This is a genomic window from Pseudomonas sp. NPDC089407 (genome assembly GCF_044900445.1).
Lineage (GTDB): Bacteria > Pseudomonadota > Gammaproteobacteria > Pseudomonadales > Pseudomonadaceae > Aquipseudomonas.
In genome coordinates, this window is record NZ_JBJDNB010000021.1 from 57,308 (window position 1) to 75,191 (window position 17,884).

Here is a 17,884-nt window from a genome sequence, read left to right on the forward strand (position 1 = left end):
TAAAGATCACCACGCCGGATTGAGGCGCTTGAAAAACTGTAAGGCCTTAAGGTCCTTCTTCGCCTCTGGGAAATCCTTATCGAGGGATCGATTTTGTTTATCCTCCGAAGGTGGTCCAGGGTTTTGGGGGGGGCTTGACTGATCGCGAATACAAACTGCGTATTAGCAGAGGAGATTGACGTAACGAGTGAATGCTAATAATTTGAATGCATTGCTGCATACAGTTGCAGTGGAGACTCTGCTAGATGAAAGCTCGCATCGGTTTTATTGGCACCGGGGTAATCACTGAGGCAATGGTGACAGGCCTGCTGGCCTCGCCAGCCGAGCCTCTTGAAATTATCGTTTCGGCTCGCAACGAGGCAGTCTCCAGCAGGCTGGCTGCGGCGTATCCTCAGGTTCTGGTGTCACAATCCAATCAACAGATCATAGAACGCGCCGATACGGTCGTACTCGCTATCAGGCCGCAAGTGGCTGAATCGGTCATTCGAGCGCTGGTCTTCAGACCAGGACAGAAGATCATCAGTGTCATCGCGGCCACGCCCAGGGCATCGCTTGCGCAATGGGTCAATGAGCAGGTAGATATAGTTCAGGCCATCCCGCTGCCATTCGTGGCGCAGCGTACAGGGGTCACGGCTATCTACCCGCCTTCCCTTGAGGTCGCGGCGTTGTTCAATCAACTGGGACGTGCGGTTGAGTGTGAAACCAAGGTGGAGTACGACCTGCTCGCTGCAGCCAGTGCGTTGATGTCCACTTACTATGGCGTGCTTCATGGCGCTGTCAGTTGGCTGGCCGCGCAAGGCTTGCCCAGCGACAAGGCCCGCGATTACATCTCGCATATGTCCGTGGCGTTATCGGATGCTGCGCTATCACGCGAACCTGCCTCCTTTGGTGAATTGAGTACCGCCTATGCAACGCCAGGTGGTCTGAATGAGCAAGTCCTGCGCGAGTTCAAGCATCACGGTGGCGAGCGTGCGCTGCATCTTGCTTTGGATCAGGTGATCAAGCGCATCAGATGCATCAGTGACTGAGGGTTGGACACACGGCACGCCTGGCCAGCGTGTGGACCAGGCCTGCCGAAAAGCAGGTGATTAATAGCCCCTTTCGCAAAACTATTCAGTCACTGTCGACAGCGCCTTTGTCTGCATTCGCCGTTTGACATGAATAGCCACGGCTGCAGTAGCTACAGGCACCGCAAGCAGAACAAACATATCTGTGATTGTCCAACCCCAGGTCGTGATGACAGCTCCTGAGCCTGCGCCCAAAATTGCCCCGACCCGCCCGATGCCGAAGACCCAGCTCACGCCGGTGGCGCGGATCGGCGTCGGATAGTGAGCAGCGCCCAGGGCGAAACACCCTGCGTTGGCCGACATCAGCACGTACCCCATGAAAAACACCAAGGCCCCCACTGCCGCGAACGAACTGCTGAACAAGGCAATCAGCAGGGTGAACACCGCGCAGCCTGCAAACATGATGCTGACGATACGGTTGGGCTCGAATCGATCCATCTTGAGCCCTACCGTGAAATTACCGATCGCGCCGCCAAGCTGCAGAAGTATCCCAAGGGTGGCGCCCTGGGAGAAGGACATGCCTGCTGCCTTTGCCGTAAGTGGTAACCAGTTGGTCAGGAAGTAGAGGTGGAAGAAGCCCATGAACATTGCCAGCCAGATAGTCAGGGTACCTAGCCTGTAGCGCTGGCTCAGCAGTGCCGCGGGACCACGGACGGCCTCGGTTGACATGTCCAGTTCGCTATTGACGAACCGGGTCGACGATGAAGCGCTACCCGCTACCAAGGCATTGGCAGCCGCGACCATGCGCTCTTGTGCCTGGTTTCGTTGCAGGCGGTAACGCAGGGACTCGGGCAGCCATACAATAAGTGCCACTACCAGTAGCAAGGGCAGCACCCCTCCGGTAATGAAAACTGAGCGCCAGGTATACAGCTCGATCAAGTGCTCGCTGACCAGGCCACAAATTGCGCCGCCCATCCCGAAGCCGCACCAAGCCGAAGTGACGAGCAGAGACCGCCTACGCAAGGGTGCGCATTCTGCCAGGAGGGTGGTGATGTTGGGCATTGTTGCCCCCAGGCCTACGCCAGTCAGCAAGCGTGCGACGGTCAGGGAATGCAGGTCGTGGGTAAAGGCACAGGCCAGGCAAAACAGGCCCACCAGGCTGACTGCGACAATGATCACCCCACGTCTGCCGAAGCGATCTGCAAGGGGGCCAGCAATCAGCGATCCCAGCGAAAGCCCTACGATGCCGCTCATCATCAAAGGGCCCAGGTCCCCTCGCTCGATGCCCCAGTCTTGAAGCAGTGCCGGTGCGATGAACCCCATCATCATGGTATCGAAGCCATCCAGCATGAGGATCAGAAGGCCAAGTATGATCACGGTCTTTTGTTGTTTTCCAATCGGACGGTCATCCAGAAAGGTATGCACGTCCAGCACGTTCTTATTCATGTTGTTGTACTCGCGCGGCGTAAAGCAGGAAGTGGGGCTTACGCCCCACGATCAGTTGGCCATAGCACGCAGCTCCGCTGTGGCGATTTCATCAAGCTTTCCGGAATCAGGGTCTACAACGGCCCGGTAGTGTTCGCGGACAAAGGCCGCGGTCATCTTGTGGTTCCACACATCGTGTTCGATTGCCGACAGTGGCCGCTCGAGCGGATTGCCGAAACCGCCGCCGCCTGGCTGGGTATGTGAGACGACATCGTTGCGAGCAATCGTGATGCCAACTTTGCTGGGCAGTGAGCGTGTTTCTTCGCCATGCTGCAGCTCGTTGATTGCCGGGCTGGCTGGCAGGCCACCTTGCAAACCGTAGGGGCGGAACTTCATTCGATCCGCCCGCAGCTGCAACAACACTTCATCGCCCAGAACGCGGTAACTGCGCAGAACACCAAGCCCGCCGCGGTAGCGGCCGGCACCACAGCTGTCTGCCACCAACTCATAGGCCTCGACCCGCACCGGGTGCTGGGCTTCAAGTGTTTCGACCGGGGTGTTGGACAGGTTCTGCGAGGCGTTGGTGATGGCTTCCACACCATCGGCATGGGGGCGTGCACCCCAGGCGCCACAGACCATGTCGACGATGATGTAGCCGCTGCCGTCGTCTTTTTTGCCGGAGAGGCAGACAACTGTGTTGCCACCCTCACCTGCAGCCGGGATACGGTCGGGGACGACCTGTGCCAGCGCGCCTAACATGGTGTCGAAGACCCGATAGCCTGTAAGTGCTCGTGCAGCAACCGCAGCGGGTTCCAGCGGATTGAGCACAGTGCCTTCGGGCACATGTACATCGACGCAACGGAACAGCCCTTCGTTGTTTGGCACGTCACCCTTGAGTGCACAGCGCACACTCAGGTAGGAGCACGACTTGGTATAGGACAGGGTGGAGTTGATCGCTGCGCGCACCTGCGGCGAGCTGCCGGTGTAGTCGACGCTGACCCGATCTTCGTGCACTGTGACCGCGACTTTGAGCGGGATCGGGTCTTCCGACAGCCCGTCATCGTCGATGTAGTCCTCGAACACGAAGGTACCTTTTGGCCACTTGCGGATTTCTTCGCGGGTCAGCCGCTCGGCGTAGTCGAGCAATTCGGCAAAGTAGCGGCGGCTGTCGTCGCGGCCATAGCGGTCGAGTAGGCGGGTCAGCTCGCGGCTGCCAACCTGGCAGGCGGCATACTGCGCGCGCAGATCACCCAGCACGCGATCGGGCACGCGCACGTTCTGCGCGATGATGCGCTGCATGACGTCATTGATCTGGCCGGCTTCGTAGAGCTTGACCACCGGGATACGCAGCCCTTCCTGGTAGATCTCGGTTGAGTCGCTCGCGTTGGAGCCCGGCACCCGGCCCCCTACGTCGGTGTGGTGGCAGATGACCACGCTGTAACCTTCAATTTCACCTTTATAAAAGAACGGCGCAAACATGAAGATGTCCGGCAGGTGCATGCCACCTTGGTAGGGGTCATTGACGATCACCGCATCGCCTGGCTGCAGGTTATCGCCGTAGCGCAGTTTGACCTGCGCCATTGCTTCAGGGATGGCGCCCAGGTGCAGGGCGATGGTTTTAGCCTGAGCAATCATCTGACCGTGGCGATCACAGATCGCCGCAGAGTAGTCCATGACGTCCTTGACGATTTCCGAGCGCGCCGTACGCAGCACGGTGTAGGCCACTTCGTCGACAATCGAGTCCATGGCGTTCTTGACGACAGCAAAAGTGATGGGGTCGATGGCCTGGCTCATGCGCGGATCTCCTGAATGTCGATGGTGATGTTGCCGATGCTGTCGGCGTATGCGCTGCAGCCAGGTGGCACGGCGATGGTGGTGTCGTAGGCTTCGATGATCAGCGGGCCCTGGAGCGGGGTCTGGCCGATGCTTGCGCGAGGCACCACCGGGGTGGACAGGTAGGGCAGGTCGGCCTCGAAGCTGACCATGCGCTCACCCTGAGTGCCTTGCAGTGCGGTGGCGTCGACTTTGCAGTCGGCGAACTCCAGGCGTTGCGCGCTGCGGCCCCTGGCGCTGACGCGCAGGTTGACCAGTTCCAGCGGCTCGTCGCTGTTGTAGCCGAAGGTCTGCAAATATTGAGCATTGAAGTCCGTGGCCAGTTGCTGCAGGGCAGAGGCGTCGATTTGCGAGGTATTGAGGGCTACAGTGAGTTCCGAGCTCTGCCCGAGGTAACGCACATCGGCTGAATAGGCGACCTCAGCCGCGTCTGCGTTATAACCTTCGCTGGCCAGTACGGTGAAGCCTTGGTCACCCAGTGCAATGGCTTCGCTCGACAGTGCATCGAGGTCGCATTGCGTGAAGGGTTTCAGGATCGCCTTGACGAAGTTGTGCTCGGCGTCGGCTGTGAGCATGCCGGCAGAGCAGAAGACGCCGGCCATGATCGGCGCCACCACACGGCGAATCCCTAGCAGGCGGGCCACGGCCACGGCATGCAGTGGGCCGCCACCACCGAACGCCATCATCGACATTTCACGTGGGTCCAGGCCGCGCTCGACCGTCACCGCGCGGATTGCCCGGGCCATGTTGACGTTAGCCAGGTGGCGGATGCCGTGTGCGGCCTTGAGCAGGTCCAGTTGCAGCGGAGCCGCGATGTGCTCGTTGACGGCCTTTGCGGAAAGCTCCGGGAATACGGGAAGGCTGCCGCCGGCCAGCGCGACTGGGTTGAGGTAGCCCAACACCATGTTGGCGTCGGTAACTGTGGGTTGCGCGTTGCCTTTGTTGTAACAGGCCGGGCCCGGAGAGGAGCCCGCCGATTCCGGACCTACACAGAGCAGGCCGCCGGCATCGATCCAGGCAATCGAGCCGCCGCCTGCACCCACCTCGGCAATATCGATAGCGGGGACTTTCAACACGTAACCGCCACCTTTGACGAAGCGGCTCGGGGCGCTGATGCCGTCGCGGAATTCGTACTCATTGGTCAGCGAAGGCTGTCCGTCGACCACCAGTGCCGCTTTGGCGGTGGTGCCGCCCATGTCGAAGATGATCTGGTTGGCGTCGCCGGCCAGCGCACCAATGCGCGCCGCACCCGTCACGCCGCCGGCGGGGCCAGAGGCCACGGCGAACACCGGTTTTTCGCTGGCCGAGGTAATCCCCATCATGCCGCCATTGGAGGCCATCACTTGCAGCGAGGCGCGCACGCCCATGGTTTCGAGGTCCTGGCGCAGCCTCGCCAGATAGGTACGCATGGCCGGCAGGATGTAAGCGTTCACCACAGTGGTACTGGTGCGTTCGTATTCCTTGATCTCCGGCAACACCTCGAACGAAGCGCTGACCAGCACCTGCGGATAGTGCTGCTGCAACAGCTGCTTGGCGCGGCGCTCGTGGGCCGGGTTGATGTAGCTGTTGATGAAGGCGATGGCAATGGCGGTGACGCCTTCGTCGACCAGGACTTTCGCTTCGCGCAGCAGCTGAGCTTCGTCCAACGGCGTGACCACATCTCCGGTGGCGCTCATGCGTTCCTGGATCCCCCGCCTCCAGCGGCGAGTAGCCAGCGGCTCAGGCTTGCTCCATGACAGATCGAACATGGTGGGCGTGCGGATGCGGCCGATTTCCAGCACGTCTCTGAAGCCTGCCGTGGTGAGTACACCGGTCTTGGCGCCAACCTTTTGCAGGATGGTGTTGGAAGCGGTAGTGGTGCCGTGCACGATCTCGGTGATGTCTTCAGGCGCAACGCCTGCCTGCTGGAGCAGGGCCCCCAGCCCTTGCACGATGGCTTCGCCCAGGTTCTCGGGAGTGGTGGACGTTTTGTTCACGAACAGGCGACCGTCGGGCAGTGCGAGCACGACGTCGGTGAACGTCCCGCCGATGTCACATCCTACCCGTACGCCTCTGCTGGTTCTTGTTGTTGATGCAGTGCTCATGATTGCTCCGTTTGCTGATTGATCATCGGTGCTAACTAACTGGACGTTCAGTTAGTTGGTGTTAAGCTAGGATCAATTCCCGGTCCTGTCAAACGGGTCATGGAAGAAGGATCATCAGCGATGCCGCTGATACACTCGCCAGGAACGGCTGGAAAAAGGATCGCCGCAGCAATGAAAAATGACGCCCCGACGGCCGTAAAGCCGAAGACTCGCAATGCCGCGTTGACGCGGGAAAATATCCTGAAGGTTGCGACCCAGGAGTTCGCTGAGCGCGGTTACGACGGCGCAAGCATCGAAGCGATCGTGCTGTGCTGCAAGATCAGCAAGAATTTGATTTATCACTATTTCGACAGCAAGGAAGGGCTGTTCATCGAGGTGATGGAGCGCGCCTATGGCGCCATGCGAGAGCGCCAGAACCAGTTGACCCTATCGGGTAATCCGGAACATGACATGCGCGAGCTGGTCGAGAAGACAGTCCAGCATTTCATCGATCAACCGGATTTTCACCTGTTGCTCTCGACCGAAAATCTGCACAAGGCCGCGCATATCCGCAAATCCAAGGTCATCTCGCAAATGTTCAATCCGCTGCGGGCGGCGCTCTCGGAGATTCTGCAGCAGGGCAAGGACCAGGGCGTATTTCGACAGGATGCAGACTGGGTCGACCTTTACGTGTCCATCTCCGGGCTTGGTGCTTATTTCATCACCAACCGCTACACCTTGTCCTATGTGCTGGATGTCGACCTCAACTCGCCAGAGCGCAAAGCTTCTCGCCTCAAACATGCCTCTGACGTCGTGATGAGCTACCTCTGCGATCTGCGACCGACAACCTGAGTCTCGGCATTCTCCGATCGTGACATTTGACCTGACTCCTGTGCATCGCGCCTTCGACGCGGTGCACTGTCTTGTTGCATCTGGGAAAAATGGTTCTACCTATTTTGTGCATGACTACAAATGCACGGGGCGCAGGGTCTCTATTACGGGGCCTGTCATCTGCGCAATAAAATGAAATATCTGCACACAAATAGGGCTTCATGTTTGTATGCTGATCTGCATGCATGCGACAATCGGTCCTTTGGTAACCTTTGAAGGACTGTAAACGTGGTAGACGATGTGATTCCGAGCCGTCTGGGGCGCGCGTGGCTCGCGACCCTCGGGGCGATAATTCTGTTGGCGGGTCTCTACTTCATCGGGGGCGGTGCCTGGCTTGCATCGTTGGGGGGGAGTTGGTACTTCCTGACCGCCGGCGTTCTGTTGATTGCAGCAGGAGCCATGATCATTCGACGCCGTTTCCTTGGCGTGCTGCTGATTGCGGTAGTCGTTGCGTATACCGTTATCTGGGCTCTGCTTGATGTCGGCCTGAAGTTCTGGCCGCTGCTGTCGCGCCTGTTTGCCTTTGCATTCATTGGTGCTGCGGTCGCGTTTTCGGTGCCGCTTTTTACGCGCGCTCGTAAAGCCCGTGTGACTGGCATGGCGCTTGGGGCGTTGGCTTCGGCTGGTATCGTGCTGACTGCTATCAGCGCTTTCCAGCCGAAAAACATCATTCGTGATGCTGAGTCTGTCGCGGCGGCACAAGATGTAGCGGTTGAGAAAACCGAAGGTGAAGCTGGCGACTGGAAGGCTTGGGCGGGTGATAACCAGGGTTCGCGTTTCTCGCGTGTCGGTGATATCACGCCGGCGAACGTCAAGGACCTGAAAGTTGCCTGGACCGCACATACCGGCGAGGCCGTCGTGCCGGGACTGGGGGATGCCGAAGACCAGAATACGCCTCTGCAGGTGGGTGACAGCTTGTACGTGTGCACCACCTACAGCACTGTCATTTCCTACGACATCGACACCGGCAAGGAAAACTGGCGTTACGCGGCTGGCAAGGGCAACTCCACCTACCAGCGCTGCCGTGGCATGGCTTACTTCGATGCCACCACTGCGAATAAGTCGGCTGTTGTACCTGGTACCGCTGCAGATGCCCCGTTGGACGCATCCGTCAGCCCGCAACGCCTGATCTTCCCAACGGGTGATGGTCGTCTTGTGGCCATCGACGCTCACACGGGCAAGCCAGTCGCCAACTTTGGTGAAAACGGCGCCGTCGACCTGAAAGTCGGTATGGGCGAGGTCAAGCCTGGTTACTACCAGCAGTCGTCCGCGCCGCTGGTGGCAGGCAATCTGGTGATCGTTGGTGGTCGGGTAATCGACAACTTTGAAACCAACGAGCCACCGGGTGTTGTCCGCGCTTTCGATGCGGTAACCGGTACGCTGGTCTGGGCCTGGGATCCGGGCAATCCGGAAGTTACCCGGGAGCCTCTGTCGCCGGACGGCTATACCCGCGGTACGCCCAACGTCTGGGTGGGCATGTCCTATGATGCCGAACTGGGTATGATTTACCTGCCGACCGGCAACGCCACGCCTGATTTCTGGGCAGGTTTCCGCACGGATGCCGACGACAAATATGGCTCGTCCATCGTAGCGGTCAACGTTGCCACTGGCCGCCCAGTCTGGTCGTTCCAGACTGTGCACCATGACATTTGGGACTTCGATGTCACGGGGCAGCCGCTGGTGTATGACATCGCCAATGATGACGGTTCGGTGTCCAAGGCACTGTCGGTCACTTCCAAGACCGGCATGATCTACCTGCTGGACCGCACCAACGGCAAGCCACTTGCCGATATCAAGGAACTGCCGGTGCCTCAGGGCAACCTGCCAGGGGAGCGCTACTCGCCGACCCAGCCGCACTCTGTAGGTATGCCGAACATCGGTAACGAAACCCTTAAAGAGTCCGACATGTGGGGGGCCACCCCCTTCGACCAGCTGGTCTGTCGTATTATCTTCAAGTCGAGCCGTTACGACGGTGTCTTCACCCCGCCGGGCGAAGACTGGGCGATCCAGTACCCAGGTTCGCTGGGTGGCATGAACTGGGGCGGTGTTTCGGTCGACCCGACCACCAACCTGATGTTCGTCAATGACCTGCGCCTGGGCCTGCACTACAACATGGTTCCGGCCAAGGACATCCCGCCTGGCACCGGCAGCAGTGAAGGCATGGGCATTATCGTGCAGAAGGGCACGCCGTTCGGTACCTGGCGCGAGCGTTTCATGTCGCCGTTGGGCGTACCGTGCCAGGCACCGCCTTTCGGTACACTGTCGGCCGTCAACCTGAAGACCCACAAGCTGGTCTGGCAGGTTCCGGTAGGGACTGTTCAGGACACGGGTCCTCTGGGGATCGCCACTGGGCTGCAACTGCCGCTGGGCATGCCGACCCTCGGCCCATCGCTGGCGACCAAGTCGGGCCTGCTGTTCTTTGCCGGCACCCAGGACTTCTACCTGCGCGCTTACAACAGCCGTACCGGTGAGGAAGTGTGGAAGTCGCGTCTGCCGGTTGGCAGCCAGAGCGGGCCGATTACCTACCGTTCGGAGAAGAGCGGCAAGCAATATGTGGTTATTTTCGCCGGTGGTTCGCCGCACTCCGACAAGCGCGGTGACAGCGTGATCGCCTACGCCTTGCCGTAAGCAAGCCAAGCAGCGCGCATAAAAAGGCCCAGGCCCGGTACTCCACCGGCCTGGGCCGTTTTTTATGTTCGTTCTGATTTCTTTCTCATGTACCGAAAAAACGTCGCTGTGCATTCGCGGGCGCGAGCCGGTAACGCCCGATCTTACGAAGCGGCCCGTGGGCGGTCATGCCAGGCCGATGCTGGCTTCGAGTATCGCTTCCGGTAGACTGATGCCCCAGCTTGCTCAAGCCTGTCGCAGCCAGCCATTGGCTGCGACAGGCTTGAGCAAATCAGGCCACTGCCTGCGCGCCGGTGATCTCGACCAGCGACCCGCACATGAACGCGGCTTCATCCGAAGCAAGGAATGCCACAAGCGCAGCAACTTCCTCAGGCTTGCCGATACGTCCGAACGGCACCATCCGATCAAGGTCGGCGATGGTGCGGCCAGAACGAAGCACGCCGGCCTCAAGCATCGGGGTGTGAATTTCACCTGGGCATACGGCGTTGACGCGGATGTTCTGTGGGGCGTAGTCACGCGCCAGGTTTTGAGTGAACGAGGCTACCGCAGCCTTCGTGACGTTATAGGCAATATGGCCTGGGGCAGGGTAGAGGCCCCATTGTGAGGCGGTGTTGACGATGGCACCGGCGCCGTTGTCGATCATGATCGGCAGCACGGCACGGCACAGGTGGAACATCGAGTCCAGGTTGATGGCGAAGCTGGCGTGCCAATCGTCCTCGCTCAGTGCCAGAAGGTTCCCACGTCGATTGATGCCAGCATTGTTGACCAGCACATCGATGCGTCCCAGTTGACTGGCAACGGTTTCCACCAGTCCACGGCAAGCCTCACCCGAGCTAATGTCTGCAGTAAGGGCGATTGCCTTGCCACCGGAGCCCTCAATTTGTTTGGCAACGTCCTGTGCGGTTTGCAGATTGACGTCACTGACCACGACCGTTGCCCCCTCACTTGCAAGGCGCGCAGCTATCGCCGAGCCGATACCGCCGGCACCGCCAGTCACGATCGCCACTTTGTTCTCGAATCTGTTCATCTCGACTCCGGGTGAGTTGTGGTTGTGTGCAGCTCTGCGTACAAAGCTATCGACTAACGTGACGACGTGTCAACCGACTCGGACTGGCAGCGTTGAAACAGAGGCTGGTCTACGTGTAGCGAAGTTGACATCGAGGCCGTCATCCATATGGGCTGACGGCGCTCGGGCGCTCCTGACCCCACGATGAGGTGCGCCGCTTCGTTGATCGCTCTACTGTGCTTGCCCGGCGCGGCTTGCCCGATGAGCGGCACCCGGATGCTCATCGGTCAATCGATTTTCTGCGCCTCGCAAGCAAGCGCAGCAAGCGGCTGCTTTCTGTTCGCACGCATCTTGATGTTCAGCGCTTCCACAGCCAGTGAGAACGCCATGGCGAAGTAGACGTAGCCTTTAGGAACGTGTACCTCGAACGCCTCAGCGATCAGTACTGTGCCGACGACGACCAGGAATGACAGGGCAAGCATCTTCAGGCTTGGGTGCCGTTCGATGAAGGCACTGATCGCGCCTGCGGCTAGCATCATGATCAGGACTGCGACAATAATCGCTGCCACCATTACAGGGACGTGGGGCACCATGCCCACTGCGGTGATCACCGAGTCCAGCGAAAACACGATGTCGATAATCGCGATCTGGATAATCGTGGCAACGAAGCCGCGGCCTTTCCCTTGAGCAGTGTCAGTCTGCTCCTCTTCACCTTCCAGGCTCTGGAACATTTCCGTGCTGCTCTTGTACAGCAGGAACAGGCCGCCGAAAAACAGGATCAGGTCACGGCCCGTAATCCCGTGGTTCCAGACGGTGAACAGATCGCGTGTGAGGCTCATGATCCAGGTGATCGAGAGCAACAGCATGATGCGCGTGACCATTGCCAGGGCAAGCCCGAAGAACCGTGTACGTGCGCGCATATGCGGCGGCATCCGACCTACCAGGATGGCGATCATGATGATGTTGTCGATGCCCAGAACGATTTCCAAGGCGGTAAGAGTGAAAAAGGCAACCCAAATCTCTGGGCTTGTTAGCCATTCCATAATTGCTTCCTGTATTGACTTCCCCGCTTGGGCGCAGGACTCGAATAAACAAAGGAGCGGCTAAAAACGCCGCCCCCACGTGACGCAGAGGCGCTTGCTGTGAAAAGCCTCATGTAATGCGCAAGGGGTCATCGTTGAACTTCAGAAGAGGTAGTCAGTGGTAAGGAAGCTGGACTCGCGCTTCTGGATGATGTCGCTGATCAAGGTCTTGTTGTCCGCCTGGAACTTTGTCGCTACCAAGGTGCGGATGGAGAACACCCGCAGTGCATCGTGCACAGACAATGTGCCCTCGGCGCTGTTCTTGCGGCCGTTGAACGGGAAGGTGTCCGGGCCTCGTTGGCATTGGGCATTGATGTTGATGCGCCCGACCTGGTTGGCGAAGGCATCCACCAGGCGCCCCACCTGCGCGCTGTCGTTGCCGAAGATGCTCGCCTGCTGGCCGAAGTCCGAATCGAGCACGTAGTCGATCACAGTCTGCAGATCACGATAGGGCACCACAGGCACCACTGGGCCGAATTGCTCTTCGTTGTACACCCGCATCTGGGCGCTAACCGGGTAAAGCACCGCCGGGTAGAAGAATGAACCGCGGATTTCACCGCCCCCGGGGTTGACCACCTTGGCGCCTTTGCTTTGCGCGTCGGCCACCAGGGTTGCCAGGTAGTCGGTTTTGCCGGCTTCTGGCAGCGGCGTCAGGGCCACGCCGGGTTCCCAGGGCATGCCAGGCTTGAGTGCTGCCAGTTTCTGGTTGAACTTGTCGAGGAACTGGTCGGCTACGTCTTCGTGAACGAACAGGATTTTCAGCGCCGTGCAGCGTTGCCCGTTGAACGAGAGGGCGCCGGTAATGGCTTCGCTGACGGCGTTGTCCAGGTCGACGTCGGGCAGCACCACGCCGGGGTTCTTCGCGTCCAGACCCAGGGCTGCGCGCAGACGGTGTGGGCGTGGGTGCAGCTTTTTCAGGTCGCTGGCGGCTTTATGAGTACCGATGAAGGCGAACACATCGACCTTGCCGCTGGCCATCAATGCACTGACTGTTTCCCGGCCGCTGCCGTAGATGACGTTGATCACGCCTGCCGGGAAGCTGTCTCGAAACGCTTCGAGCAACGGGCGGATCAGCAGCACGCCAAACTTTGCCGGCTTGAAAACCACGGTGTTACCCATGATCAGCGCGGGGATCAGCGTGGTGAAGGTTTCATTGAGCGGGTAATTGTAAGGGCCCATGCACAGGGTCACGCCCAAGGGGACGCGACGAATCTGGCCAAGGGTACCTTGTTCGAGTTCAAAGCGGCTTGAACGGCGATCCAGGTCCTTGAGCGCATTGATGGTGTCAACGATATAGTCACAGGTGCGGTCGAACTCTTTTTCCGAATCCTTGAGGTTCTTGCCGATCTCCCACATCAGCAGCTTGACCACAGTTTCACGCTGTTCACGCATTCGGGTCAGGAACGCCTCGACGTGCAGGATGCGATCAGCCACGCGCATGGTCGGCCAGGCGCCCTGGCCATTGTCGTAGGCCCGCACCGCCGCCTGCAGTGCGTCGAGCGCGGCCTCGGCATCGAGTAGCGGGGCGCTGCCAAGCACGACGGGCTGGTCACCCTCGGCGCCGGCCAGGTGCACCGGGCTGCGCACGGTAGCGACCTGTCCCTGCCAGTGGCGTAGCTGGCCGTCGACCAGGTAGTCACGTTGCTCGCTAGGGGAGCCGAGGCGATAGGCCTGGGGAATCTGCTCGGACGTGGGGAAGAGGTTGTTCAGGCGGGTGTCAGTGCTCATGCGGGTTCCTTATTGAATTTGTTGTCTGGGGATGCGCGTGCAGGGGCGGATCAGGCGCAGGCGGCCTGGCAGATGGCGACAAACGAGGTGGCATCCAGTGATGCTCCGCCGATCAGCCCACCGTCAATGTCATGCTGGGCAAACAGCTGGGCAGCGTTGTCGTCTTTGACGCTGCCGCCGTACAGCAAGGTGATGCCGGCAGCGAGGGCCGGGTCGCGGGCGGCCAGTACCTGGCGAATGTGCCTGTGCACCTGCTGCGCCTGTTCGGGAGTTGCGGTTTCGCCGGTGCCGATGGCCCAGACCGGCTCATAGGCGATGACCCCTTTGGCCAACTTTGCGATGCCGACCTGGTCAAGTACTGCCTTGAGTTGCGAGCCGATTACGGCGTTGGTATTGCCGGCTTTGCGCTGATGAATGGTTTCGCCCAGGCACAGCACTGGCGTTAGCCCGGCATTCAGTGCGGCCTCGAATTTCATTGCTACCTGAGCATCGGTTTCGCCATACAGACTGCGGCGCTCGGAGTGGCCCACCAGCGCGTAGGCGCAACCCAGATCTGCCAGCATCTGGCCGCTCACCTCACCCGTGAAGGCGCCTTGGGCGCGCTCGCTGATGTTCTGCGCGCCCACCGCGACTGAGGTGTGTTCGAGCAGATCGCTCAGTTGCGCGAGGTACGGCATGGGCGGGCATATCGCGACTTGTACGCCGTCAATGCCCTGCAGGCTCGGTAGCAGGGCGTCGATCAGGCGGGCATTGGTGGCATGAGTGCCATGCATTTTCCAGTTGGCGATGACCAGTTTTGCGTTCATTGGGAGTTCTCCAGCGTCAGTTGCGACCGTGGCTCAGGACATTTACCGAGTAGAGGGCTTGCGCCTGCCATACCTGCACGGTTTGCAGTTGGCGGTTGGCGGCTGTTTCATTCATCGACACGTCCACCCGGTCAGCGAACCACATCGCCAACCTGGACGATGCGCAGCGTATTGGTCCCGCCCTGGTCATGGGCATGGTCGCCTCGGGTGATCAGCACGTGGTCACCGCGCGTGACAACGTTGCGCTCCAGCAGGGCCTGCACCACCCGTTGGCTGAGTTCCTCAAGCGACATATGCTCAGGGCTGAAAGGCAGCGCCTGGACCCCGCGGAACAAAGCAACGCGGTGTTGGGTGCGGGTATTGCTGGAGCAAGCGTAAATGGGCAGGTGCGAGCGAATGCGCGACATCAGGCGCGGCGTGTCGCCACTTTCGGTCAGACTGATGATGGCCTTTACCCCGCTCAGGTGGTTGGCGGCATACATGGCCGACAACGCGATGGTTTCGTCGATACGCTGGAACACTTCGTCCATGCGGTGCTTGGAGCGCTGCGTCTGGGGGTGGCGTTCGGCACCGTTGATGACCCGGACCATGGCCTCCACGGTTTCGACCGGGTAAGCGCCGGCAGCGGTCTCGGCTGACAGCATGACTGCGTCAGTGCCGTCGAGCACGGCGTTAGCCACATCGAATACTTCGGCGCGGGTCGGCATCGACTGGGTGATCATCGACTCCATCATTTGCGTCGCGGTAATCACCACGCGGTTTAGCGAGCGGGCGCGGTCGATGATCAGCTTCTGTACCGCCACCAACTCGGCGTCGCCGATTTCTACGCCTAGATCCCCGCGCGCCACCATTACCCCTTCGCTGGCTTCTATGATGCCATCCAGTACCGCGTGATCGGCGACGGTTTCGGCGCGCTCGATCTTGGCGATCAGTCCGGCTTCGCCCCCGGCCTCCTGCAGCAGTTGACGCGCCAGCAGCATATCTGCGGCGTCGCGTGGGAAGGAGACCGCCAGGTAGTCGACCTTCATACCGGCCGCTGTGCGGATATCCTCGCGGTCCTTGTCGGTGAGCGCGCTGGCAGACAGCCCGCCGCCTTTGCGGTTGATGCCTTTGTTGTTGGATAGCGGTCCGCCAACCAGCACTTCGCAGACCAGTTGCGTGGCCTGGACTTGCAAAACTTGCATCTCGATGCGGCCATCGTCCAGCAGCAGTACGTCGCCTGGGCGGCTGTCACTGATCAGCGCTTCGTAGTCGATGCCCACTGTATCTGCGGTGCCACTGTGCTTGTCGAGTGCAGCGTCCAGCACGAAGCGCTGGCCCTTGTGTAACTGAACTTTGCCCTCAGCAAAGCGCGCAATACGGATCTTCGGCCCCTGCAGGTCAGCGAGGATGGCGACGAAACGACCGTATCTGCGCGCTATCTCGCGCACCAGGTCAGCTCGCGCAATATGCTCTTGTGCCGAACCGTGGGAGAAGTTCAGGCGCACCACGTCTACGCCAGCACGAATCAGCCCTTCGATAGCCTCGGCTGACTCGGTAGCAGGGCCCAAGGTCGCAACTATTTTTGTTCTTCGCTGCATGCAGAAGGTTCCTTCAAAAGCACGGCAGTCGCCGGCTGTGGGCGTTATTGGATGTATGGGCGCAAAAGTCCAAACGTTGCCAATTGAGCAACGCTCGATCCAGCATTTTTGGTGCATCATTGCGATGCATTATTCGCATTCACTGCCTGTCTGACGTTTTCAAGATTGGCACATTGACACGCGTAAATGCAATGGTATTTTGATGACGCCTGTGTCTTCCATTCGGTGGCATCGGCTTGCATCAGGGCGCAGAGCGCATGGTCAGTGCGGCTAGGTATGCACCGTGCCCACGCTGTTTAGATTCACAACAACAAAGCCCCGCGCTAACCCGCCAGGCAATAACTTCTAAACCAGGAAATCCACAATGCATGTAGCAAGATCCGGCTTCACGGCGCTGGCGCTCAGCCTGTCCAGCGTCCTGGCCTTTGCCTCCGACCAAGCGGAATCGGACGGTTTCATCGAGGGCAGCAGCCTTCGACTGCTTAACCGCAACTTCTACTTCAACCGCGACTTCAGGGACGCGGCCCCCGGCGACCAGAGTTATCGCGAGGAGTGGGCTCACGGCCTGATGGCGTTTTACGAGTCGGGTTTCACCCAAGGTACCGTTGGTTTAGGCGTGGACGCCCATGGCCTGCTGGGCTTGAAGCTTGACAGTGGTCGGGGCCGGTCGGGCGCTGATCTTCTGCCAGTCGATAGCGAGGGAAGGCCTGAGGATAGCTATTCCAGCGCAGGGGCCGCAGTGAAGGTGCGAATATCCAATACGGCGCTGCGCTACGGAGACATGCGTACCGAAATCCCCGTGTTCGCCACCGGTGACTCGCGCCTGCTGCCAGAAACGGCTACCGGATTTCTGCTGACCAGTCGCGAGCTGCAGGACCTTGAGGTCAATGCCGGGCATTTCACAGCTTACAAACTGCGTGACTCCAGCAATCATGACGAAGACCTCTACCTCAATTACGGGGAGGGCAGGATCGGAAAGTCCATCGACTTCATCGGTGCGACTTACGCCCTGAGCAAACAGCTCAATGCCACGTTTTACGCCTCTGATTTCGATGACACGTGGCACCAGTACTACGGCAATCTGCTTTATGCGTTGCCGTTGTCCGATAACCAGTCATTGGACTTCGACTTCAACCTCTACACTACCAAGGACACCGGCAGTGCCCTGCAGGGCGCCATCGATAACACCACGTATAGCTTCTCTGTCGGATACGCCTTCGGCCCACATAAGCTGACGGCCGCCTACCAGAAGGTGGACGGTGATACGCCATTCGACTATGTCGGCGGTGATTCGATCTTCCTTGCCAACTCTGTCAATTACTCAGACTTCAACGGCGCCAACGAGCGCTCCTACCAGTTGCGCTATGACCTGGACATGGCGGGCTATGGAGTGCCCGGACTGAAATTCTCCGCTCGCTATGTCAAAGGCGACGATATCGATGGAACCAAAGCCGACCCGCAAGGTGGTTACGCCGGTTTGCAGGGGGATGGCGGTAAACACTGGGAGCGAAACCTGGATGTGCGCTACGTGGTTCAATCCGGTGCAGCGAAGGATTTGTCGCTGCGATTGCGGCACGCCACCCACCGAGCCAACGAGGCGCAGGGGGAGGGTGATGTCGATGAAGTACGGCTGATCGTCGAGTATCCGCTCGACATCTTCTGATCATCATCGACAACGGCGGCTCCTGATGCGCGGCGTATCAGGGGCCCATCAATCTACTTGCTCTGAGCGCGGCTACCAAGGCGGCGCATGCGGGCGGGGCGGGTAGAGCGCCATAGTGGGACGACTTAAGCGGAGCACGCGGCAGTTCGACTCGCGTATACTGCAGATGTTT

The 17,884-nt window shown here is 59.6% G+C and carries 12 protein-coding genes; 4 read left to right on the forward strand and 8 right to left on the reverse strand.

The window, feature by feature from the left end:
* Positions 1-245 precede the first annotated feature (245 nt).
* Positions 246-1,028 carry a pyrroline-5-carboxylate reductase gene (locus ACI2KG_RS17220; protein ID WP_404662684.1) on the forward strand — a complete coding sequence of 261 codons (783 nt, stop codon included), beginning with the start codon at positions 246-248 and terminating at the stop codon, positions 1,026-1,028.
* 81 nt (positions 1,029-1,109) lie between these two features.
* Here ACI2KG_RS17220 and ACI2KG_RS17225 read toward each other — a convergent pair whose 3' ends face one another.
* From ACI2KG_RS17225 to ACI2KG_RS17235, 3 genes are read right to left on the reverse strand one after another with little or no spacing between them, the layout of a single operon-like run.
* The gene (locus ACI2KG_RS17225; protein WP_404662685.1) at positions 1,110-2,453 is read right to left on the reverse strand and encodes an MFS transporter; all 1,344 of its coding nucleotides are present in this window, start codon (positions 2,451-2,453) and stop codon (positions 1,110-1,112) included.
* Between the two features lie 51 nt (positions 2,454-2,504).
* A complete protein-coding gene (locus ACI2KG_RS17230) occupies positions 2,505-4,226 on the reverse strand; it encodes a hydantoinase B/oxoprolinase family protein (protein ID WP_404662686.1) in 1,722 nt (573 codons plus the stop codon).
* Complete coding sequence (locus ACI2KG_RS17235; protein WP_404662687.1) at positions 4,223-6,349, reverse strand: hydantoinase/oxoprolinase family protein; 2,127 nt, start codon at positions 6,347-6,349, stop codon at positions 4,223-4,225. The genes ACI2KG_RS17230 and ACI2KG_RS17235 overlap by 4 nt, the downstream gene beginning before the upstream one ends.
* Before the next feature lie 171 nt (positions 6,350-6,520).
* On the opposite strand from ACI2KG_RS17235, the gene ACI2KG_RS17240 reads away from it, so the two are divergent.
* Positions 6,521-7,180 (forward strand): TetR/AcrR family transcriptional regulator, encoded by a 660-nt coding sequence (locus ACI2KG_RS17240; RefSeq protein ID WP_404662688.1) that lies wholly within the window; start codon positions 6,521-6,523, stop codon positions 7,178-7,180.
* A 279-nt stretch (positions 7,181-7,459) separates the two neighbouring features.
* Positions 7,460-9,847 (forward strand): membrane-bound PQQ-dependent dehydrogenase, glucose/quinate/shikimate family, encoded by a 2,388-nt coding sequence (locus tag ACI2KG_RS17245; RefSeq protein WP_404662731.1) that lies wholly within the window; start codon positions 7,460-7,462, stop codon positions 9,845-9,847.
* Between the two features lie 271 nt (positions 9,848-10,118).
* On the opposite strand, the gene ACI2KG_RS17250 is transcribed toward ACI2KG_RS17245, so the two are convergent.
* From ACI2KG_RS17250 to pyk, 5 genes are all read right to left on the reverse strand, one after another.
* Entirely contained in the window at positions 10,119-10,874 is a 756-nt protein-coding gene (locus tag ACI2KG_RS17250) for an SDR family NAD(P)-dependent oxidoreductase (protein WP_404662689.1), read from the reverse strand.
* Positions 10,875-11,140: 266 nt separating this feature from the next.
* A complete protein-coding gene (locus tag ACI2KG_RS17255; protein WP_404662690.1) occupies positions 11,141-11,896 on the reverse strand; it encodes a TerC family protein in 756 nt (251 codons plus the stop codon).
* Between the two features lie 141 nt (positions 11,897-12,037).
* Entirely contained in the window at positions 12,038-13,663 is a 1,626-nt protein-coding gene (locus tag ACI2KG_RS17260) for an NADP-dependent glyceraldehyde-3-phosphate dehydrogenase (RefSeq protein ID WP_404662691.1), read from the reverse strand.
* A 50-nt stretch (positions 13,664-13,713) separates the two neighbouring features.
* On the reverse strand, positions 13,714-14,469 hold the full coding sequence (tpiA, locus tag ACI2KG_RS17265) for a triose-phosphate isomerase (RefSeq protein ID WP_404662692.1): 756 nt from the start codon (positions 14,467-14,469) through the stop codon (positions 13,714-13,716).
* A gap of 131 nt (positions 14,470-14,600) precedes the next feature.
* Positions 14,601-16,049, reverse strand: coding sequence for a pyruvate kinase (pyk, locus tag ACI2KG_RS17270; RefSeq protein WP_404662693.1), 1,449 nt, complete (start codon positions 16,047-16,049; stop codon positions 14,601-14,603).
* Positions 16,050-16,413: 364 nt separating this feature from the next.
* Here pyk and ACI2KG_RS17275 point away from each other — a divergent pair, with 364 nt between their 5' ends.
* Complete coding sequence (locus tag ACI2KG_RS17275; protein ID WP_404662694.1) at positions 16,414-17,712, forward strand: OprD family porin; 1,299 nt, start codon at positions 16,414-16,416, stop codon at positions 17,710-17,712.
* Positions 17,713-17,884 lie beyond the last annotated feature (172 nt).